Consider the following 20,543-nt stretch of genomic DNA (forward strand, 5'->3'; position numbering starts at 1 on the left):
AGCCGCGATCCACTCGCCGGGGCTACCCCCGCAGCCAGACGGGCGCCCCACCCCTGACCGCCGAGCGCGGTCCGCATCATCGCCCGGCTAAGTACGGTTGCCGTACTCGACCCGGTTGAGCACCGAGGACGCCGGATCACCGCCGGGCAATGGCGGCCTGGTGTTCTGCTCCACCATCAGGGTGATCCCGAAGATCGCGGCCGCGCCCAGCAACAGGCCAACCACGATGCTGGCGACGGCGGGCACAACGAACCGGTTCATCGATGGCTCCTGGAGGTTTCGGTCGTGGTTGTCGCCAACCTAGCAGACCTCCGGTAAGCACTATTTGCGCGCTATCCGCCCACTATCCGTGCCAGTGCCCGCCGCGGGGCCTCAAGGGCGCGCACCGCCCGGCCGGGCTGGTGCCGGGAACCGATCTGCGTCATGTGACACCATGGGCCGGTGGCGACCGGACGCATCCTGGCGGTCCTGACGGCGGCGTCGGTGCTGGTGATAGCGTGCGGGCACGGCGAACGGCGCGAGCCCTCGGCGAAGCCGCTCCCTGCGCCCACCCGCGCGGCCCCCGGTTGCGGAGACGTGACGGCCCTTCCTACTCGTGACAAGCTGGCCCAGCTGCTGATGGTCGGGGTGCGCAACGCCGCCGACGCGCGGGCGGTGGTCGCCGACCACCACGTGGGAGGCATCTTCATCGGCAGCTGGACGGACCTAGCCATGCTGACCGACGGCTCGCTGGCCGATATCGCTCGCGGCGCAGGCCCGCTGCCGCTGGCGGTGAGCGTCGACGAGGAAGGTGGCCGGGTGTCACGGTTGTCCCCGCTGATCGGGCCGGCCCCGGCTGCGCGGGTGCTGGCGCAGACCCACACCCCCGACGAGGTCTACGCCGTCGCGCTGGACCGGGGCCGCAAAATGCGACACCTCGGTATCACCGTCGACTTCGCGCCGGTGGTCGACGTCACCGACGCCCCGGCCGACACCGTCATCGGTGACCGGTCGTTTGGCTCCGACCCCGCCACCGTCACCGCCTACGCCGGGGCGTATGCGCGGGGCCTGCGGGACGCCGGTTTGCTTCCCGTGCTCAAGCATTTCCCTGGCCACGGGCATGGCTCGGGCGACTCGCACACCGGCGCGGTCACCACACCACCGCTGGAGGAGCTGCAGCGCAGCGATCTGGTGCCCTACCGCACGCTGGTGGGCCAGGCACCGGTCGGGGTGATGATGGGTCACCTGCAGGTTCCGGGACTAACCGGCGATGAGCCGGCCAGCCTCAGCGCCGCGGCCGTGGCATTGTTGCGCCGCGGCACCGGCTACGGCGGCCCGCCGTTCAACGGGCCGGTGTTCAGCGACGACTTGTCCAGCATGGCCGCGGTCAACAGCCGCTACGGCGTGGCCGAGGCGGTGCTGCGCACCTTGCAGGCCGGTGTCGACGTCGCGCTGTGGGTCAGCACCGAGGAGGTGCCTGCGGTTTTAGACCGGCTCGAGAAGGCAGTGGCCGCAGCCCAGCTGGCGGTACCGGCGATCAACGCTTCGGTGTCGCGAATGGCCGCGGTCAAGGGATCGAGCACGCGCTGCGGGCACTGATGCGTGTGCGAGCCCACCACCGCGCTTAATCTGGAGTCGGCCAGCGGCGGGACACTGCAGGGCTGGCCCGTATCGAGCGGCTAAGGGACCAGAGGGACGGCGGATGGCAGGCGGTACCAAGCGGCTTCCTCGCGCTGTGCGCGAACAGCAGATGCTCGATGCCGCCGTGCAAATGTTCTCCCTTAACGGCTACCACGAGACCTCGATGGATTCCATCGCAGCGGCAGCGCAGATCTCCAAGCCGATGCTCTACCTGTACTACGGCTCCAAAGAAGAGCTGTTCGGCGCCTGCCTCGACCGCGAGCTGACCCGGCTCATCGACTCCGTCAGGGCGGACATCGACCCTAACCAGAACCCAAAGGAATTGCTGCGCAACACTATCGTGTCATTTTTGCACTATATCGACGCCAATCGGGCGTCCTGGATCGTGATGTACACCCAAGCCACCAGCTCTCAGGCGTTCGCCCACACCGTGCGCGAAGGACGTGAGCGGATCACCGAGCTGGTGGCCGGGCTGTTGCGGGCGGGAACCCGCCATCCAGACCCGGACACCAATTTCGACGTGATGGCTGCGGCGCTGGTGGGGGCGGGTGAAGCCGTCGCGGCCCGGCTCAGCACGGGTGACACCGACGTCGACGAGGCGGCGGAGCTGATGATCAACCTGTTCTGGCGTGGCCTTAAAGGCGCGCCGTCCGAGCACGAGGCCGTCGACGCCGAGCCCCAGGTGGTCACCGGCTCGGGCTAGCTCACGGCCGGTCCGTTCGCGGTGACCGACGTGGTGACATACATTCGTGCGGTGACCCGGCGCAACCTCGATTTCTTCTGCGCGGTGGTCATCGTCGGATTGCTGGCCGGGGTCGCCGGGTTGTCGGCGACCCTGTTGCTGCGTTTCGTTGAGCACCTTACCTACCATTACCGGTTCGGCTCGCTGCTCGGCGGCGTCATCGGCAGCAGTCCGGTGCGCCGCGCGGCGGGACCCATGCTCGGTGGCGCGCTGGCCGGCCTGGGTTGGTGGTTACTGCGAGGCAGAGCCGATGTGCCGCCGCTGACCAAGGTCATTGCGGGCCATCATCGGGTGCCCAGGCTCTCGTGGAGCTTTGATGCCGCGCTGCAGGTCGTGCTGGTTGGCTCTGGCGCGTCCCTGGGCCGGGAAGGGGCTCCCCGTCAATTCGCTGCGGTCCTAGCCGATCTGGGTATCGGGTGGTTGCAACGACTGTCACCACGTGACCGGGAAATCTTGCTGGCGTGCGCGGCCGGAGCCGGCCTAGGCGCGGTTTATGCCGTCCCGCTGGGCGGCGCGCTGTTCGCGGTGCGCATTGTGCTCAAGACATGGCATCCGCGTGCTCTGGGCGCGGCACTGATCTCGTCCAGCCTGGCGGTCGCGGTCGGCTCTTTCGTGACCGCTGATCGACCAATCCTGGAGTGGCCCAGCGTACACGTGTCTTATTTGCTGACCGGTTATGCCCTGGCGGTGGCTCCGGTGTGCTTCCTCGTCGGCTGGGGATTCACCCGCATTACGTCGGCGGCCTATCCCGTGACGCCGACACGGTCGTGGGCGCTGGTCCCGGCGATCGCCGCCGCAGGGTTACTGACCGGGATTTGCTCGCACTGGTGGCCCGAGTTGCCCGGTAATGGCCGAAGTATTCTGACCGTGAGCTTAAACAGCGGGATGACCCTGATCGCGGCGGCGGTAATCCTGATCTTAAAGCCACTTCTAACCGCGCTCTTCTTGCGAGCCGGCGGCACCGGCGGGATGCTCACCCCCTCCCTGGCCACCGGAGCGGCCGCGGGATCGCTGCTCGTGCTCGCGATCAACGGGGCGGCCGGCATGGACATTCACGTCCCAACGGCCTCGTTGGCCGGTGCGGCCGCCGTGCTGGCGATCACCCAGCGCGCACCGGTCTGGGCGGCGATCTTCGTGTGGGAGCTTGCCCACCCCCCTCTTTGGCTGTTGGTCGTGTTTCTCGCCGCCGCCCTCGGCACGCACGCCCTTCAGGTGCTGAGCGAACGTCGCCGTGTCCCGGTGGCGGTAACCTGACCGTAACGTCACGTGCCATGCGGTCGCCGGGCGGACAGGCCGTGGATCTAGAGCGCTTGGATACTTGCGGTCAGGTGCGGGTAACCCGTGGTGATATTGCGCAGCGTCAGATCCCAGCCGCCGTCGACTTGATCGACATAGAGGCCTGGGCGGGCAGGCAGCACCACCGGCTTGATGAAGCGCACCGAATACCTCACCACGCCCGGAATCTTGCCCTCGATGTTTGCTAATATCGCTGCGGCGCTGAACATCCCGTGCGCGATGACGGAAGGGAAGCCAAACAGCCTGGCGGCGATGGGGTTCGTGTGGATCGGGTTGTGATCACCGGCGACAGCCGCGTAGCGGCGGATTCGGCCAGGGGTAATGCTCAACAGTATTTTCGGCGGGGGCAGTTTAGGCTGTTTTTCCGGCGGCGGCTTAGGCTCGTCGGACAAGCTGGTGCGCTGCTGATGAAGGAAGGTCGATACTTGGTGCCACGCAATGTCATTGCCCACGCTGACATCGGCGACCAGGTCAACCAGCAGACCCTTTCGGTGCTCACGTAGGTTCTCGGCGTGTAGCTTCACGCCCACGGTGTCGGTCACCGCGATTGGCCGATATTGTGTGATGTGGTTTTCGGTATGCACCGATCCGATTGCGGCGAAAGGGAAGTCGAACCCCGTCACCAGGGACATCATTATCGGGAACGTCAACACGAACGGGTAGGTCAACGGCACGGTATCGCCGTAGCGCAATCCCGTTACGGCCGCGTAGGCGGCCACATTCGCGCGATCGATAGGCATGTCCTCGACGGTGAGCGTGCGGGCTGGCAGCTGCCCGCCGCGGGGTACCAGCGGTAGCGTCCCGACCGCCGCCCGTAGCAGGCTTGTGATGCCGCGTGGTCGCGCCATAGTTGCCACCTCATGTCCCATTGTCGGCCTCCGCTCGCCGCTGCCTGCGCGGAGCCCTCAAGCACCCATCATGGCCTGGCCACAGACACGAATGACATTGCCGGTCACGGCGTTCGAAGCTGGGTTGGCGAAGTAGGCGATAGTTTCGGCTACGTCTACCGGCTGCCCGCCCTGGAGCAGCGAGTTCAGCCGGCGCCCCACCTCGCGGGTGGCCCATGGGATGGCGGCGGTCATCTTGGTCTCAATGAATCCCGGTGCGACGGCGTTGATCGTGATGCCCTTGGGGGCGAGCACCGGTGCGAGTGCTTGCGTGAGCCCGATCATGCCGGCCTTGGTGGTGGCATAGTTGGTCTGGCCACGGTTGCCTGCGATACCGGCCACCGACGACAACCCGATTACCCGGCCCCCGTCAGCGATGCTGCCGTTGCCGACCAGTCCTTCGGTAAGCCGCAACGGCGCAAGCAGATTGACGGCCATGACGGCATCCCAGCGGGCCTCATCCATGTTGGCCAGCAGCTTGTCGCGGGTGATTCCGGCGTTGTTGACCAAGATGTCGGCCCGCCCGCCGTAGTGCCCGCCAAGATGATCGGTGATGCGATCGACGGCGTCGTCCGCGGTGACGTCGAGGATCAGCGCGGTGCCCCCAACCCGGGAGACGGTTTGGCTCAGCGCTTCGGCAGCGGCATCCACGTCGATACCCACGACACGGGCGCCGTCACGGGCAAGCACCTCGGCGATGGCTGCGCCGATGCCGCTGGCGGCACCCGTCACAATGGCCACCTTGCCGTCCAGGGGCCGGTCCCAGTCGCCCGGGGGTGTGGAGTCAGCGGCCCCCACGTAGAACACCTGGCCGTCCACATACGCCGACTTTGCCGACAAGATGAACCGCATCGTCGATTCCAGGCCGGTGGCCGCCGGCTTGGCCTCCGGGGATAAGTACACCAGCTGAATGGTTGCCCCGTGGCGAAGTTCCTTGCCCAGCGAGCGGGTAAAACCCTCCAGCGCGCGTTGCGCGATGCGCTCGCCGGTGTTGGTAGCCGCGTCGGGAGTGGTGCCCACGACCACCACACGGGCGCAGCGCCCCAGATTACGCAGCAGCGGAGCAAAAAAGTCGCGCAGCCTGTCCAGGTGGGCGGGTGCGGTGATTCCGGTGGCGTCAAACACCAGGCCCCCGAACGAATCGGCCCAGCGGCCGCCCAGGTTGTGGCTGACCACTTGGTAGTCGTTGGCCAGCGCGGTCCGCAGCGGTTCGACTACTCTGCCGTCGCCGCCGATCAACAGCGAGCCGAGCAGCGGCGGATCACCTACGTGATAGCGACGAAGCGTCTCCGGCTGGGGAATGCCCAGTTGCTTGGCCATAAACGTCACCGGGGCGGAGCTGACGACCTGGGAGAACAGATCGGATGCGAGCTTGGGAGCCACTGAACTGCCTTCCGTGTCGGATGTGCGTGCTGTTGGCAACCGTATCGGCGGTAACGAACTTACTCCAGAGTAATAAATTGGGTAGCATAGCGTTCAGCGGTGTACCCAAACCGACAATCCCAAACCGACAATTGGGAACAGTGGGGAGACAAACGTGGCCACTGAAAGCTCATGGCCGACCACCCAGGCATCTTCGGGGACTACCCCGACCAGGCGGCGCGTTGCCGTGCTGGGAGGCAACCGGATCCCCTTCGCGCGAGCCGACGGCGCCTACGCCGAGGCGTCCAACCAGGACATGTTCACGGCCGCTTTGGCTGGGCTGGTGGAGCGTTTCGGCCTGGCCGGTGAGCGACTCGGTGCGGTTATCGGCGGCGCCGTGCTCAAGCACAGCCGCGATTTCAATTTGATGCGTGAATGCGTGTTGGGCTCCGCGCTTTCTCCCTACACGCCGGCATTCGATATGCAGCAGGCGTGCGGGACCGGTCTGCAGGCGGCGATCGCCGCCGCCGACGGCATCGCGGCGGGCCGTTACGAGGTCGCGGTCGCGGGTGGCGTTGACACCGCCTCCGACCCACCGATCGGGTTTGGCGACGAGTTGCGCCGCACGTTGCTCAGGCTGCGCCGATCGGCGTCCACCGTGGAGCGGCTGAAGCTGGTCGGCAAACTGCCGGCGACGCTGGGCGTGGAGATTCCGGTGAACCGCGAGCGCCGCACCGGCTTGTCGATGGGGGAGCACGCCGCCATCACCGCCAAGCAGATGGGGATCAAGCGGGTCGACCAGGATCAGCTGGCGGTCGCCAGCCACCGCAACATGGCCGCCGCCTATGATCGCGGTTTCTTCGACGACCTGGTCACCCCGTTTCTGGGGCTCTATCGCGACGACAACCTGCGGCCCGACTCGACCGTCGAGAAGCTGGCCACGCTGCGCCCGGTTTTCGGGGTGAAGGCTGGCGACGCGACGATGACGGCGGGAAATTCGACGGCACTGACCGACGGCGCCTCAGTCGTCTTGATGGCCAGCGAGGACTGGGCGGCCGACCATTCGCTTGTTCCGCTGGCCTATTTCGTCGACGCCGAGACCGCTGCGGTGGACTATGTCACCGGTGACGACGGGCTGTTGATGGCGCCGACCTACGCCGTGCCCCGGCTGCTGGCCCGCAACGGCCTGGCGCTGCAGGATTTCGACTTCTACGAAATCCATGAGGCGTTCGCCTCGGTGGTCTTGGCCCACCTGCAAGCATGGGAGTCGCAGGAATACTGCAAGCAGCGACTGGGCCTAGACGCGGCGCTGGGAGCCATTGACCGCTCCAAGCTCAACGTCAACGGGTCATCGCTGGCGGCCGGGCATCCCTTCGCGGCCACCGGCGGGCGGATCCTGGCGCAGCTGGCCAAGCAGCTTGCGCAGAAGAAGGCCGAACAGAAAGGGTCCACTGCCCAGCCGCTGCGCGGGCTGATTTCGATCTGCGCGGCCGGCGGCCAGGGCGTGGCGGCGATCCTGGAAGCCTGACGCCGCCGCCCGGGGCGTGCCGGCGGCTACTTTCCGGCGTTGCCGACCCGTTGTGGCTGATCAGCCAAATCCCTCGGGGCGGCGCCGGAGCCGGGTCGTGGTGCTTTAGAAGGCCGCTTCATCGAGCTCCATGATCTCGTTGTCCAGTGTCTCGATCACCTGCCGGGTGGCGGTCAAGAGCGGCAGGAAGTTCTTTGCGAAGAACGAGGCCACCGCGATCTTGCCTTCGTAGAATGCGCGGTCGGCATCGCTGGCCCCGGCATCGAGGGCCTCGATCGCCACCGCGGCCTGGCGCTGCAGCAACCAGCCGATCAGCAGGTCGCCGACACTCATCAGGAAGCGCACCGAGCCCAGACCCACCTTGTAGACACTGGTCACGTCCTCCTGGGCGGCCATCAGATACCCGGTCAGCGCGGCTGCCATCGCTTGCACATCGGTCAGCGCGGCCGCCAGCAGCGTGCGCTCAGCCTTCAACCGCCCGTTGCCGGACTCGTTCTTGATGAACTCCTCGATTTGGCCCGCCACATGGGCGAGCGCCACGCCCTTGTCGCGAATGATCTTGCGGAAAAAGAAGTCCTGCGCCTGGATGGCTGTGGTGCCTTCGTAAAGCGAGTCGATCTTGGAGTCGCGGATGTACTGCTCGATGGGGTAGTCCTGCAAAAAGCCCGACCCGCCCAGGGTTTGCAGGCTCTCCGTGAGCTTGGCATACGCCTGTTCGGAGCCGACACCCTTGACCACCGGCAGCATCAAGTCGTTGACCCTGACCGCCAGCTCGGCGTCCACACCGTGTACCGCCTTGGCCACGGCGGCGTCCTGGTAAGTCGCCGTGTAGAGGTAGAGCGCGCGCAGACCCTCGGCGTACGCCTTCTGGGTCATCAGGCTGCGACGCACATCGGGGTGATGTGTGATGGTGACCCGCGGCGCGGCCTTGTCGGTCATCTGGGTCATGTCGGCACCCTGTACCCGGGACTTGGCGTACTCCAGGGCGTTCAGGTAGCCGGTGGAGAGGGTGGCGATCGCCTTGGTGCCGACCATCATCCGTGCCTGCTCGATGACCTCGAACATCTGAGCGATGCCGTTGTGCACCTCTCCGACCAGCCAGCCCTTGGCCGGCACGCCGTGCTGGCCGAACGCGAGCTCACAGGTCGCCGAGACCTTGAGGCCCATCTTGTGCTCGACGTTGGTGACGAACACCCCGTTGCGCTCGCGGGGCTCACCGGTCTCGGGGTCGAATAAGAACTTCGGCACAAAAAACAGCGACAGGCCCTTGGTGCCGGGGCCGGCGCCCTCGGGGCGGGCCAGCACCAGGTGGAAGATGTTTTCGAACAGGTCATCGGAGTCGGCGGAGGTGATGAACCGCTTGACCCCCTCGATATGCCAGGAACCGTCTTCTTGCCTGACGGCCTTAGTGCGGGCGGCCCCCACATCGGAGCCGGCGTCCGGCTCGGTCAACACCATGGTGGCGCCCCAGCCACGCTCGGCGGCCAGCACGGCCCATTTCTTCTGCTCCTCGGTGCCGAGGTGGTAGAGGATGTTGGCGAAACCCGCGCCGCCACCGTACATCCATACCGCCGGGTTGGCGCCCAGGATGTGCTCGTGCAGCGCCCACACCAGCACCTTGGGCATCGGGGTGCCCCCAAGGGCCTCTTCGATGCCGATCTTGTCCCAACCGGCATCGAGGACCGTGCGCACCGACTTCTTAAACGACTCCGGCAGGGTCACCGAGTGCGTCTCAGGGTGGAAGATCGGCGGGTTACGGTCGCCGTCGGCGAACGACGCGGCGATCGGGCCCTCGGCGAGCCGGCTCATTTCAGCCAGCATCTCCCGGGCGGTGCCCACATCCAGGTCGCTGTAGGGGCCTTCACCAAATGCCTTGTCTACGTTGAAGACCTCGAACAGGTTGAATTCCTGGTCGCGGACATTGCTCTTGTAGTGGCTCACCTGCTCCTCCTCGCTGAGAACGCCACGCACGGTTGGGCACAGCTAAGTTACCCACCAGTAATACCGCTAACTTATACCCGTCGGTAACTTCGCCGCAACACGATGTGAGCTAAATTTCGTTGCCGAAGTAAGGTGAGCAAGTAATGCCTAAAGTAACGCCTCAGCAGCCGGGGGGTGGGATCTCCCCGATCACCCGTAACGGCTGTTAGCCCTCGGGTGTGCTCGCCAGCGCCGCGCCGTTCACCGCCCGGGCAGCTGACGGGTGCTCGGGCGACTCAGCGGCGGAACAAGTGGGTGCCCAGCCACACCAGCGGATCATATTTGCGGTCGGCGACCCGCTCTTTCATCGGGATCAGCGCGTTGTCGGTGATTTTGATGCTTTCCGGGCAGACCTCGGTGCAGCATTTGGTGATGTTGCAATAGCCCAGCCCGTGCTCCTCCTGCGCCTGGGTGCGCCGATCCAGGGTATCCAGCGGATGCATTTCCAGCTCGGCGATCCGCATCAGGAAGCGGGGACCGGCGAATGCCTTCTTGTTCTCCTCGTGATCGCGGATCACATGGCACACGTCCTGACACAGGAAGCATTCGATGCACTTGCGGAATTCCTGTGAGCGCTGCACATCGACCTGCGCCATCCGGTACTCGCCGGGCTGCAGCTCCTTCGGTGGCGTGAACGACGGGATCTCGCGGGCCTTCTCGTAGTTAAACGAGACGTCGGTCACCAGGTCACGGATCACCGGGAAGGTCCGCAGCGGGGTCACCGTCACGACTTCGTCCCGCCCGAACGTCGACATCCGGGTCATGCACATCAGCTTGGGCTTGCCGTTGATCTCGGCCGAGCAGGAGCCACATTTGCCCGCCTTGCAATTCCACCGCACCGCGAGATCCGGGATCTGGGTGGCCTGCAGCCGGTGGATAACGTCGAGCACCACCTCGCCCTCGTTGACCTCAACGGTGAAGTCCTGCAGCGTCCCCCCGCGCTGGTCGCCGCGCCATAGCCGCATGCTGGCGTTGTAGCTCATCTAGCTTCTCCGTCCTGGGTGAGCGGCCAGCTCTTCGTCGGTGAAATACTTCTCGAGCTCATCGACCTCGAAGAGCTCCAGCAGGTCGGGCCGCATAGGCACCTGCTCTTCCCGGGTGATGTTCACCGGGGGAAACACCGAGTCCCCGGCGTGATCGTCACCGGCACGGCATACCAGCAGGATCTTGCGCCAGTTGGGATCCATCGACGGATGGTCATCACGGGTGTGGCCACCGCGACTTTCGGTGCGTTCCAGCGCCGCCTTTGCCACGCATTCGCTGACCAGCAGCATGTTACGCAGATCAATGGCCAGATGCCAGCCGGGATTGTATTGCCGGTGGCCTTCGACGACGATGTTGGCGTAGCGCGCCTTCAACTCCTCTAGCCGTGATAGCGCCTGGGTGATTTCGTCAGCCCTGCGGATGATGCCCACCAGATCGTTCATGGTGTCCTGCAGATCGGTGTGCAACTTGTACGGATTTTCAGCCGCCCCTATATCTTTCGGAGGATTAAACGGCGCAAGTGCCATCTTGGCGGCGGCGTCGACCGCCTCGGCGGGCACCGTCGGTCGCTGCGAGAGGGCCCGGACGTAGTCGGCGGCGCCCAAGCCCGCGCGCCGGCCGAACACTATCAGATCGGATAGCGAGTTCCCTCCCAGCCGGTTGGAGCCATGCATGCCTCCCGAGCACTCGCCGGCCGCGAACAACCCCGGCACCCTGGCAGCGGCGGTATCCGGGTCGACCTCGATACCGCCCATCACGTAGTGACAGGTGGGCCCGACTTCCATTGGCTCCTTGGTGATGTCGACTCCGGCCAATTCCTTGAACTGGTGGTACATCGAGGGCAGCAGCTTAAGGATGTCTTCGGCGGACCGGCGTGATGCGATGTCGAGGTATACCCCGCCGTGCGGGCTGCCGCGGCCGGCCTTGACCTCCGCGGTGATCGCGCGTGCCACCTCGTCGCGGGGCAGCAAGTCAGGTGTGCGCCGGTTGTTGTCGTTGTCGTATAGCCACGCGTCGGCTTCCTCTTCAGTCTCGGCATACTGGCCCTTGAACACCGGGGGGATGTAATCGAACATGAAGCGTGTGCCCTCGGCGTTCTTTAACACGCCACCGTCACCGCGCACGCTTTCGGTGACCAGGATTCCCTTGACGCTGGGCGGCCAGACCATCCCGGTTGGGTGAAATTGGACGAACTCCATGTTGATCAGCGTCGCGCCGGCCCGCAGCGCCAGCGCGTGGCCATCGCCGGTGTATTCCCAGGAATTCGACGTGACCTTGAACGACTTGCCGATGCCACCGGTGGCCATCACCACAGCGGGTGCCTCGAAGAGGATGAATCGCCCGCTCTCACGCCAATATCCGAAGGCGCCGGCGATACGACCCTGCTCGCCGTCTTTGATCAGTTCGGTGATCGTGCACTCGGCGAACACCTTGATTCGCGCCTCGTAGTCGCCGAGCTCGCTATAGTCCTCTTGCTGCAGTGCGACGATCTTCTGCTGCATGGTGCGGATGAGTTCCAGGCCGGTGCGGTCGCCGACGTGGGCCAGCCGAGGGTAGGTGTGCCCACCGAAGTTACGCTGGCTGATCCGGCCATCCTTGGTTCGGTCGAACAGGGCACCGTAGGTTTCTAGCTCCCAGACCCGGTCGGGTGCCTCCTTGGCGTGCAGCTCGGCCATCCGCCAGTTGTTGAGAAATTTTCCGCCGCGCATCGTGTCGCGGAAGTGCACCTGCCAGTTATCTTTAGGGTTGACATTACCCATCGCGGCAGCGGCACCCCCCTCGGCCATAACCGTGTGTGCCTTGCCAAACAACGACTTACACACCACGGCGACCCTCAGGCCGCGTTCGCGCGCCTCGATCACGGCGCGTAATCCGGCGCCGCCGGCACCGATCACGACGACGTCGTAGGAGTGCCGTTCGACCTCAACCATGAAACCCTCGCTCAACCCTCGCCGAAATCATAAATTGCTTTGTCACCCAATAAACCTCAAATCGTGGATGGTTCCGCTGGCCACCAGCATGATGTAGAAGTCGGTGAGCACCAAGGTGCCCAGCGTGATCCACGCCCACGTCATGTGGCGCGTGTTGATCCGGCTGACCTGCGTCCAGAGCCAGTACCGGATAGGGTGGTTCGAAAAGTGCTTGAGCCGCCCGCCCATGACGTGACGGCAGGAGTGGCACGACAACGTGTAGATCCAGAGCAGAACCACGTTAGTGACGATAATGATGTTGCCTAAGCCAAATCCGAAACCCGACGGGGAATGGAAGGCGACGATCGCGTCGTAGGTGTTGATCACCGAGACGATCACGGCGAAGTAAAAGAAGTATCGATGGGTGTTCTGAATGATCAGCGGCAGACGGGTCTCGCCGGTGTAATGGGCGCGCGGCTCGGGAATCGCACAGCTGGTGGGCGACTGCCACACCGAGCGATAGTAGGCCTTGCGATAGTAATAGCAGGTGATCCTGAAGGCCAGCAGGAACGGCAATACCAGCATTCCCAACGGAATCCACCATGGGAAGTGCCCCAGCCACACACCAAGGTGGCTGGCACCCGGCTCACAGGACGCGCTGATGCACGGTGAGTAAAACGGCGTCAGGTAGTGGTAGTCGGCGACCCAGTAGGCGCTTCCCCACATCCCGCGAATGAACCCGTAGATCAGGAAGGCCGCCAGGCCAAGGTCGGTCATCAGCGGAGCGAGCCACCACCGGTCGGTGCGTAGCGTCGGTTGCGCTATCTGGGCACGGCGGGGTGCGAAGACGCCGGTTGCTGGACGGTTGGTCGTGGGTGCGCTCATCTGATGTAGATTCCCTTTTCACGTTTCCTGGTCGGAGCGTACCCAGCCCACCACCCTCTGCTACCGCGGGGGTGTGTCCCGCCTCGGGCGACCGCCGATGCCCTCGTTGCCACCGTCGCGCCAGAACGTCGGGCTGTCGACCGGACAGTGACCTGGCTCACGCCGCCGACACGACTCGGCGGCGCCGTGAGGCCCGAAAAGGGACGAAGCCGGCGACCCCCGGCCCCGCGACCCACGGTCCGGGCGCCGCAACAAAAGTGCTCATCCGCGTCGTCATCCTGCCGGCATCGTGCGGGTCCACCGTCCCTAGCAGCACGGATCGGCGCCGCTGATGTTTCACCGAGGGTACAAGGGGAACCTCTCAACCCAGGCCCGCCCCCCTGTAAGGACTCCGTCACAGCGGCGTCACATGCTGCGACATCACGGAAACATCGCGTTTCTAACCTCGGTGTCATGGCTCAAGTCGTCGACGGGCGCGAGGGCCGCAACGAGCGCGCGATCGTTGTGGTCGGGCATGGCATGGTGGGCCATCGGCTAGTCGAGGCGCTGCGTGCCCGTGACCGTGACGGGATCTGCCGGATCACGGTGTTGGCGGAAGAGTGCACCGCGGCCTATGACCGGGTGGGACTGACCTCCTATGCCGAGACCTGGGACCGCGGGCAACTGGCGCTGCCGGGCAACGACTACCACGGCGATGATCGGGTCCGGCTACTGCTGAGCACACGTGTCACCGAGATCGATCGGGCGGGCAAGTCGGTGCTAACCGCAGCCGGCCACCGGTATCGGTATGACAAACTGGTCCTGGCCACGGGTTCGCGCGCATACGTGCCGCCGGTCCCCGGCCACGATCTGCCTGGCTGCCACGTCTACCGCACACTCGACGACCTGGACGCCATCCGGGCCACCGTGCAGCACACGCTGAACGCCGGACACACCAACGCCGCCGTGGTGATCGGCGGGGGGCTGCTGGGATTGGAAGCCGCTAATGCGCTGCGCCAGTTTGGGCTACAGACACACATCGTGGAGATCATGCCGCGGCTGATGGCGCAGCAGGTCGACGAGGCCGGCGGCGCCCTTTTGTCCCGGATGATCGCCGACCTTGGCATTGCGGTGCATCTGGGTGTGAAAACGGAGTCGCTCGAGGCTATCTCACGTGCTGACGGCTCACGGTCGGCGCGGGTGAGCCTGTCCGACGGGGAGGTTGTCGACGCCGGCGTGGTGATCTTCGCCGCGGGCATACGCCCACGCGACGAGTTGGCGGTCGCCGCGGGTCTGGCCATTGCCGAGCGCGGTGGTGTGCTGACCGATTTATCCTGCCGAACCAGCGATCCGGACATTTACGCGGTCGGCGAAGTGGCCGCGATCGAGGGCCGCTGCTATGGGCTGGTGGGGCCGGGCTACACCAGCGCCGAGGTGGTGGCGGACCGGCTGCTGGACGGTGTGGCGGAGTTTCCCGAGGCCGACCTGTCGACCAAGCTCAAACTGCTGGGCGTTGACGTCGCCAGCTTCGGTGACGCCATGGGCGCTACTCCGAACTGCCTGGAGGTGGTGGTCAACGACGCGGTGAACCGGACCTACGCCAAACTGGTGTTGTCCGACGACGCGAAGACGCTGCTGGGCGGCATCCTGGTTGGGGACGCCTCCAACTATGGGGTGCTGCGGCCGATGGTCGGCAGCGAGCTGCCCGGCGACCCGCTGGCCTTGATCGCCCCGGCACGCGACGGCACAGCGACTTTGGGTGTGGGAGCGCTGCCACCGTCGGCCCAGATCTGCTCGTGTAACAACGTCACCAAGGGCCGGCTGACCGCGGCCATCGCGGACGGCTGCGCTGACGTACCCGCCCTCAAGGCGTGCACCGGCGCGGGCACCTCATGCGGGTCATGTGTTCCCATGCTCAAGCAGCTGCTGGAAGCCGAGGGCGTGCGGCAGTCAAAGGCCCTGTGCGAGCATTTCAGCCAATCACGCCAGGAGCTCTTCGAAATCATCATGGCCACCGGGATCCGCAGCTTCTCCGGTCTGCTGGAACGCTTTGGTCACGGGAAAGGTTGCGACATTTGCAAACCCGCAGTCGCATCCATCCTGGCGTCTACCGGCTCCGACCATATTCTCGACGGTGAGCAAGCGTCGCTACAGGACTCCAACGACCACTTTCTCGCTAACATTCAACGCAACGGCAGCTATTCGGTGGTGCCGCGGATTCCCGGTGGCAGCATCGAGCCCGACCATTTGATTTTGATCGGTCAGGTCGCTAAGGAATTCGGGCTCTACACCAAGATCACCGGCGGACAGCGTATCGACATGTTCGGAGCCAGGGTCGACCAGCTGCCGGCGATCTGGAGGCGGCTCGTCGACGGCGGCATGGAGTCCGGGCACGCCTACGGCAAGGCGGTGCGCACCGTGAAAAGCTGCGTCGGCACCGACTGGTGCCGCTATGGCCAGCAGGATTCGGTGCAGATGGCCATCGACTTAGAGCTGCGCTACCGGGGACTGCGCGCACCGCACAAAATCAAGATGGGTGTCTCGGGGTGTGCGCGTGAATGCGCCGAGGCGCGTGCCAAGGACATCGGTGTCATCGCCACCGAGCGTGGCTGGAACCTCTATGTCGGTGGGAACGGCGGCTTTTCCCCAAAGCACGCGCAGTTGCTGGCCAGTGACCTCGACGACGAGACGCTGATCCGCTACATCGACCGGTTTTTGATGTTCTACATCCGCACCGCAGACCGGCTGCAGCGCACGGCGGCATGGATCGAATCCCTCGAGGGTGGGCTGGATCATCTGCGCGACGTGGTATGCCACGACTCACTGGGCCTCGCCGAGGAATTTGAAGCGGCTATCCGCCGTCATGTGGCCAACTACCAGTGCGAATGGAAAGGGGTACTGGATGATCCGCAGAAGCTGGCGCGATTCGTGTCCTTTGTGAACGCGCCCGGCACCCCGGATCCCACAGTGGTCTTCACCGAGGTCAACGGGCGCAAGAAGCCGGCGCCGCGCGACGCGGGCCGCGCTGATGCCGTGCTCATCGGCATGCCACGAGTTCAAACGTGAGTCCTGGAGCATAATCGACGTTCTCATGACCCATGACCCTCGCTGACGACGCCATCCGCCCGCTGACGCACGGTGACGAAACCTGGATCGTTGCCTGCGCGTACGAGCATCTGATCCCCAACCGGGGCGTCGGCGTTCTGCTCGATGACGGCTCGCAGGCGGCACTGTTCCGACTTGACGACGGGTCCCTACACGCGCTCGGGAACATCGACCCGTTCAGCGGTGCCGCGGTGATATCCCGTGGCATCGTCGGTGATCGGGGCGGACAAGTCATGGTCCAATCACCTATCGGCAAGCAGGCTTTCGCCTTCGCCGACGGGCGTTGCCTCGATGACCCTACGGTGACGGTCCCGGTGTACCCAGTGCGTGTCACACCGGCAGGCTATGTCTGCGTGGGGCGCCCGCCCGTCGCGTAGTTTAAACGGAGTTCCCAGCGTCGCTCCCGCGGTGTGATGTTCTTAGGCCGATTATGGACCCGACTTGTAATGACATTGTCTGGCTGCCGGATTAGCGACAGCGAAGCCTCTGGAATTCACCGATGGCGTTCGAAAGGTGCTGGGTGATAGTGGCACGTGGTGCCGCGCTGCGCCGGTGACTGTAAGTGCGTTCTCACCTGCGGGGCTAAGCCAGTGATATCTCCTTTTTACCTTGCGATTACCGGGCCGGAACGCAACACCAACACACCCTGCGCACCATGATCGCTGTAGCCGGATGTGACGGCACGCCGGCAACGAACGACAACTCAAGCGGATAAGAGCGCAGAACGTCTTCTGCGGCAAAGAAAGTCTCGTGGATCCGAAGGACGGTGCTGACAATTTGAGAGCGAAGGGCACGGGTCTGTTGCCTACCACAAGCGGAATCGTTCCACGATCCGGACTCCGAAGCGTCTTCCAACGACACTCCCCCGGAATGGCTTTGAACAGCCTGACGTGTGGCGGCGCGAGCCGGGATCTGGTCGCGGCCAGCTAGGCAACGAGGGGGCAAGCATGGATTTCGGGGCGCTACCGCCGGAGATCAACTCCGGACGCATGTACGCCGGCCCCGGGCCGGCGCCGATGCTGGCCGCCGCGGCAGCATGGGATGCGCTGGCGGCCGAACTGCACTGCGCCGCAGCGTTGTACAGCTCGCAGATCTCCGATCTTACCAGCGCGTCCTGGACGGGTCCGTCATCGGCGGCGATGGCGGCGGCCGCCGCTCCGTATGGGACGTGGCTGAGTGCCATGGCCGCCTGGGCCGAGCAGACGGCCGCTCAGGCTCGGGCGGCGGTGGCCGCCTATGAGTCCGCGTTTGCCGCGACGGTACCCCCGCCGCTGATCGCAGCCAACCGCAGCCAGTTGCTGGCCCTGATCGCAACCAACGTCCTGGGTCAAAACACCCCGGCGATCGCGGCCACCGAGGCCCAGTACGCCGAGATGTGGGCCCAGGACGCCGCCGCGATGTATGGGTACGCCGGCTCCTCGGCCGCCGCCACGCGGATGAGCCCGTTCACCGCCGCCCCGCAAGTCACCGCCCCTGGGGGGCTTGCGGACCAGGCCGCCGCGGTGGCCCAATCCGCCGGCATGTCGGCCGGTGTCAACACGTCGGCGACGCTGTCACAGCTGGTTTCGGTGGTGCCGCACACGCTGCAAAGCCTCGCGGTGCCGGCCTCGGCAGCCACGTCGCCGATGCCGAGACTACAGTCGAGCCTGTCGAGTGTGGGCACACTGGTGACAAACCTCACCGGGCCCTACTCACCGTTTGCGCTCACCGACGTGGCCGGCGCGCCTTTCCTTTTCGGCATACAGAACGTCCTGATTCCCCATAACGCGGAGGGTGTTGCCACCGTACTCGGTGGTGGGGCGATGAAGTCGCTGCTGCCGGCGTCGTTGTTGCCGCCCTCGGGTGCGGGAACGGCAGCCCTGAGCCCGGCGCACATCGGTGGGGCGTCGGTATCGGTGGGCATGGGTGACGCGGGCACGGTCGGTGGACTCTCGGTGCCGAAGACCTGGGCGACGGCGGTGCCGGCGATCAGGCCGGTTGCCGAGGTGCTGCCCGGCGCGGGGCCGGGCGTCGCCGCGGCGATCGGCCCGGACGGTGCGGGAGGCCTGTTCCGGGACATGGCGCTGTCGAGTCTGGCCGGGCGCACTATCGGGGGCAACGCCGCCCGGTCCATCGGCAGCGTCACCACCGGCGGCGTCGGGAGCGCTGCCGCAGGCGCCCACACCGCAGCCACCATCATCGTGATACCGCCAACGGGGGAATGACTGTCGGTTTAGCGCTCCGGAAGCACTTTTTACACGTTGGGACAACATGGTTGATGACGATCAACGAGCAGCGGGGTGATGCAGACGCGAAGTGCCGCCATCCGTGCGCGGACCATCGCTTGAGATGTTGTTGATGCTCAAGGTCTTTGGGCTCATGCCCAAACACCGGAAAATATCAGATCAGACAAGATGGAGGAAGCTCAATGTCGTATGTCACCATACAGCCGGAAGCGCTGGCGAGCGCCGCGGACACCCTGGCCGGCATCGGCGCGGCAATAACCGCTGCTAATACGGCCGCGGCGGCCCCCACGACGGGGGTGATTCCAGCGGCCGCCGATGAGGTGTCGGCGCTGACCGCGGCGCAGTTCGCCGCGCACGCCCAGATATATCAGGCGGTCAGCGCCCAGGGCGCGGCAATTCATGAGCTGTTTGTCGGCACTTTGGCGACGAGCGCCGGTTCCTATGCGGCCACCGAGGCCGCGAACGCTGCCGCAACGAGTTAATCAGGCTCAACGGTGGACTTCGGCGTAATACCACCGGAGATCAACTCCGGCCGGATGTATTCCGGTCCGGGATCCGGTCCGATGCTGGCCGCCGCGGCGGCCTGGGACGAGCTCGCCGGCGAATTGCGCTCCGCTGCGGCTGCCTGCGGCTCGGTGATCTCGGATGTGACCAGCGGGTCGTGGACCGGCCCATCCTCGACGTCCATGGTGGCCGCGGCCGCACCGTATGTGGCGTGGCTGTCGACCACGGCGGCGCAGGCCAACGAGGCGGCGCTGCGGGCCAGAGCGGCGGCAGCTGCCTATGAGACCGCGTTTGCCGCGATGGTGCCGCCACCGATGATCGCGGCTAACCGCAGCCAACTGGCGTTCCTGGTGAGCACCAACATCTTCGGGCAGAACACCGCCGCTATCGCGGCCACCGAGGCGCAGTACGCCGAGATGTGGGCCCAGGACGCGGCCGCGATGTTCGGCTATGCCGGCTCCTCGGCCGCCGCCGCCCGAGTGACGCCGTTCAGCTCACCGCCGCCAACCACCAATGCGGCCGGGCCGGTCACCCAGGCCGCGGCGGTGGCGCAGGCCGTCGGCACCTCGAGCGGCAGCGGCGCGCAGTCGGTGCTGTCTGGAATCCCTCGGGTGCTGCAAGAACTGGCATCAGCCAGCACGTCGTGGAACTCGACAATGGGTGGACTGCTGAACAGCCTCACCGGGTCATCGTCGGCGTCATCGACCTATCAGTCCCTGTTCGCGATCGGCTCCGGCGCGAGGGCCATCCTGCCGGCGAACGACGCCATGATCAGCACCCTCCTGGGGATGGTGGAGTTCCAGAAGTTCTTCCACCCGCTGGGATTAGGCGGGGCCCTGGGCAATTTGTTGCCCAACCTCGGGGCCGGGCTGGGTGAGGCCGGGGGGCTCGGGGCGGCGCGTTTGGGTGCGGCCGCGTCGGCGGTGTCGGCGGGTGCGGGCCGCGCGGGCTTAGTGGGCACGCTGTCGGTGCCGCCCAGCTGGGCGGTGGCCACCCCGGCGATCAGAATGCTAGCCACGGCGTTGCCGGGCACTAGTCTGACCGCCGCCCCGACGGTCCTGGCGGGCGATCCGGCAAGCCTGGCTAGCCAATTAGGCGCGGCAAGTTTGACCGGTGGCGCCGTCGCCGCTACCGTTCCCCGCGTCGGTGTCGCCGCGCTCAAGGGGAGCCCGAAACCGGTGGGACTTGAGCGTCTGGTCACGGAGCTGTCGAAGCAACCCGGCAATGAGGCGGTGCAGCACTGGCATACCGACTCGGCTGGGCTGCAGAGCCTGCTCGCCGAACTGTCGCGGAAACCAGGGATCCATGCGGTTCACTTGTCCTCCGATAACCCGACAAGACCCACACCCTCGAAGCCCTAACCTGGTTAGCGACAACACGATCGGTTAATCCAAGCCAGAACAAGCCGCACGCAGGCACACGCCCAGGATGCGAAACCGCGGACCGCCCTGTCCGCCGAACTTGCTGCCCGGGTACGCATTAGCAGGACCGGATAGGTTGCAGCGCAATGTCACACGATCGCAAGCCCGAAACCGG

General features: G+C 65.6%; 16 protein-coding genes. 9 read left to right on the forward strand and 7 right to left on the reverse strand.

The features are described from left to right. Positions 1-87 precede the first annotated feature (87 nt). Positions 88-261, reverse strand: a complete 174-nt coding sequence (locus tag MSM1_RS07490) for a DUF2613 domain-containing protein (protein WP_213440882.1) — start codon at positions 259-261, stop codon at positions 88-90. Positions 262-441: 180 nt separating this feature from the next. On the opposite strand from MSM1_RS07490, the gene MSM1_RS07495 reads away from it, so the two are divergent. The 3 genes from MSM1_RS07495 (at position 442) to MSM1_RS07505 (ending at position 3,616) form a co-directional block, all read left to right on the forward strand. Then, the gene (locus MSM1_RS07495) at positions 442-1,578 is read left to right on the forward strand and encodes a glycoside hydrolase family 3 N-terminal domain-containing protein (protein ID WP_213440883.1); all 1,137 of its coding nucleotides are present in this window, start codon (positions 442-444) and stop codon (positions 1,576-1,578) included. 103 nt (positions 1,579-1,681) lie between these two features. Next, positions 1,682-2,323 (forward strand): TetR/AcrR family transcriptional regulator, encoded by a 642-nt coding sequence (locus MSM1_RS07500; protein WP_213440884.1) that lies wholly within the window; start codon positions 1,682-1,684, stop codon positions 2,321-2,323. 33 nt (positions 2,324-2,356) lie between these two features. After that, positions 2,357-3,616: a chloride channel protein gene (locus tag MSM1_RS07505; protein WP_213441556.1), complete on the forward strand. Its 1,260-nt coding sequence runs from the start codon at positions 2,357-2,359 to the stop codon at positions 3,614-3,616. 47 nt (positions 3,617-3,663) lie between these two features. Here MSM1_RS07505 and MSM1_RS07510 read toward each other — a convergent pair whose 3' ends face one another. Both MSM1_RS07510 and MSM1_RS07515 read right to left on the reverse strand, forming a co-directional pair. Further along, complete coding sequence (locus tag MSM1_RS07510) at positions 3,664-4,506, reverse strand: MaoC/PaaZ C-terminal domain-containing protein (RefSeq protein ID WP_213440885.1); 843 nt, start codon at positions 4,504-4,506, stop codon at positions 3,664-3,666. Between the two features lie 57 nt (positions 4,507-4,563). After that, positions 4,564-5,928: a 3-oxoacyl-ACP reductase gene (locus tag MSM1_RS07515; RefSeq protein ID WP_213440886.1), complete on the reverse strand. Its 1,365-nt coding sequence runs from the start codon at positions 5,926-5,928 to the stop codon at positions 4,564-4,566. 154 nt (positions 5,929-6,082) lie between these two features. Between MSM1_RS07515 and MSM1_RS07520 the strand changes: the two genes are divergently transcribed. Further along, a complete protein-coding gene (locus MSM1_RS07520; RefSeq protein ID WP_213440887.1) occupies positions 6,083-7,435 on the forward strand; it encodes an acetyl-CoA C-acetyltransferase in 1,353 nt (450 codons plus the stop codon). A 105-nt stretch (positions 7,436-7,540) separates the two neighbouring features. Here MSM1_RS07520 and MSM1_RS07525 read toward each other — a convergent pair whose 3' ends face one another. From MSM1_RS07525 to MSM1_RS07540, 4 genes are all read right to left on the reverse strand, one after another. Further along, positions 7,541-9,376, reverse strand: coding sequence for an acyl-CoA dehydrogenase (locus tag MSM1_RS07525; RefSeq protein WP_213440888.1), 1,836 nt, complete (start codon positions 9,374-9,376; stop codon positions 7,541-7,543). Positions 9,377-9,651: 275 nt separating this feature from the next. Next, the gene (locus MSM1_RS07530; RefSeq protein WP_213440889.1) at positions 9,652-10,398 is read right to left on the reverse strand and encodes a succinate dehydrogenase/fumarate reductase iron-sulfur subunit; all 747 of its coding nucleotides are present in this window, start codon (positions 10,396-10,398) and stop codon (positions 9,652-9,654) included. Beyond that, on the reverse strand, positions 10,399-12,330 hold the full coding sequence (locus MSM1_RS07535) for a fumarate reductase/succinate dehydrogenase flavoprotein subunit (protein WP_213440890.1): 1,932 nt from the start codon (positions 12,328-12,330) through the stop codon (positions 10,399-10,401). Positions 12,331-12,372: 42 nt separating this feature from the next. Further along, on the reverse strand, positions 12,373-13,194 hold the full coding sequence (locus tag MSM1_RS07540; RefSeq protein WP_213440891.1) for a hypothetical protein: 822 nt from the start codon (positions 13,192-13,194) through the stop codon (positions 12,373-12,375). Positions 13,195-13,647: 453 nt separating this feature from the next. Between MSM1_RS07540 and nirB the strand changes: the two genes are divergently transcribed. From nirB to MSM1_RS07565, 5 genes are all read left to right on the forward strand, one after another. Then, positions 13,648-16,239 carry a nitrite reductase large subunit NirB gene (nirB, locus tag MSM1_RS07545; RefSeq protein ID WP_213440892.1) on the forward strand — a complete coding sequence of 864 codons (2,592 nt, stop codon included), beginning with the start codon at positions 13,648-13,650 and terminating at the stop codon, positions 16,237-16,239. 32 nt (positions 16,240-16,271) lie between these two features. Beyond that, on the forward strand, positions 16,272-16,655 hold the full coding sequence (gene nirD / locus MSM1_RS07550; protein WP_213440893.1) for a nitrite reductase small subunit NirD: 384 nt from the start codon (positions 16,272-16,274) through the stop codon (positions 16,653-16,655). A 570-nt stretch (positions 16,656-17,225) separates the two neighbouring features. After that, on the forward strand, positions 17,226-18,482 hold the full coding sequence (locus MSM1_RS22405; protein WP_213440894.1) for a PPE family protein: 1,257 nt from the start codon (positions 17,226-17,228) through the stop codon (positions 18,480-18,482). A gap of 203 nt (positions 18,483-18,685) precedes the next feature. Further along, the gene (locus MSM1_RS07560; RefSeq protein WP_213440895.1) at positions 18,686-18,985 is read left to right on the forward strand and encodes a PE family protein; all 300 of its coding nucleotides are present in this window, start codon (positions 18,686-18,688) and stop codon (positions 18,983-18,985) included. A 12-nt stretch (positions 18,986-18,997) separates the two neighbouring features. Next, entirely contained in the window at positions 18,998-20,368 is a 1,371-nt protein-coding gene (locus MSM1_RS07565) for a PPE family protein (RefSeq protein WP_213440897.1), read from the forward strand. The last annotated feature ends 175 nt before the right edge of the window (positions 20,369-20,543 follow it).

Source organism: Mycobacterium sp. SM1 (assembly GCF_018361265.1).
Classification (GTDB): domain Bacteria; phylum Actinomycetota; class Actinomycetes; order Mycobacteriales; family Mycobacteriaceae; genus Mycobacterium.

What these genes read in the sequence shown, in the direction of transcription:
- MSM1_RS07500 (WP_213440884.1), top strand. Translation starts at nt 1,682, where the DNA reads ATGGCAGGCGGTACCAAGCGGCTTCCTCGCGCTGTGCGCGAACAGCAG.
- nirB (WP_213440892.1), top strand. Translation starts at nt 13,648, where the DNA reads ATGGCTCAAGTCGTCGACGGGCGCGAGGGCCGCAACGAGCGCGCGATC.
- MSM1_RS07540 (WP_213440891.1), bottom strand. Translation starts at nt 13,194, where the DNA reads ATGAGCGCACCCACGACCAACCGTCCAGCAACCGGCGTCTTCGCACCC.
- MSM1_RS07490 (WP_213440882.1), bottom strand. Translation starts at nt 261, where the DNA reads ATGAACCGGTTCGTTGTGCCCGCCGTCGCCAGCATCGTGGTTGGCCTG.
- MSM1_RS07560 (WP_213440895.1), top strand. Translation starts at nt 18,686, where the DNA reads ATGTCGTATGTCACCATACAGCCGGAAGCGCTGGCGAGCGCCGCGGAC.
- nirD (WP_213440893.1), top strand. Translation starts at nt 16,272, where the DNA reads ATGACCCTCGCTGACGACGCCATCCGCCCGCTGACGCACGGTGACGAA.
- MSM1_RS07530 (WP_213440889.1), bottom strand. Translation starts at nt 10,398, where the DNA reads ATGAGCTACAACGCCAGCATGCGGCTATGGCGCGGCGACCAGCGCGGG.
- MSM1_RS07510 (WP_213440885.1), bottom strand. Translation starts at nt 4,506, where the DNA reads ATGGCGCGACCACGCGGCATCACAAGCCTGCTACGGGCGGCGGTCGGG.
- MSM1_RS22405 (WP_213440894.1), top strand. Translation starts at nt 17,226, where the DNA reads ATGGATTTCGGGGCGCTACCGCCGGAGATCAACTCCGGACGCATGTAC.
- MSM1_RS07535 (WP_213440890.1), bottom strand. Translation starts at nt 12,330, where the DNA reads ATGGTTGAGGTCGAACGGCACTCCTACGACGTCGTCGTGATCGGTGCC.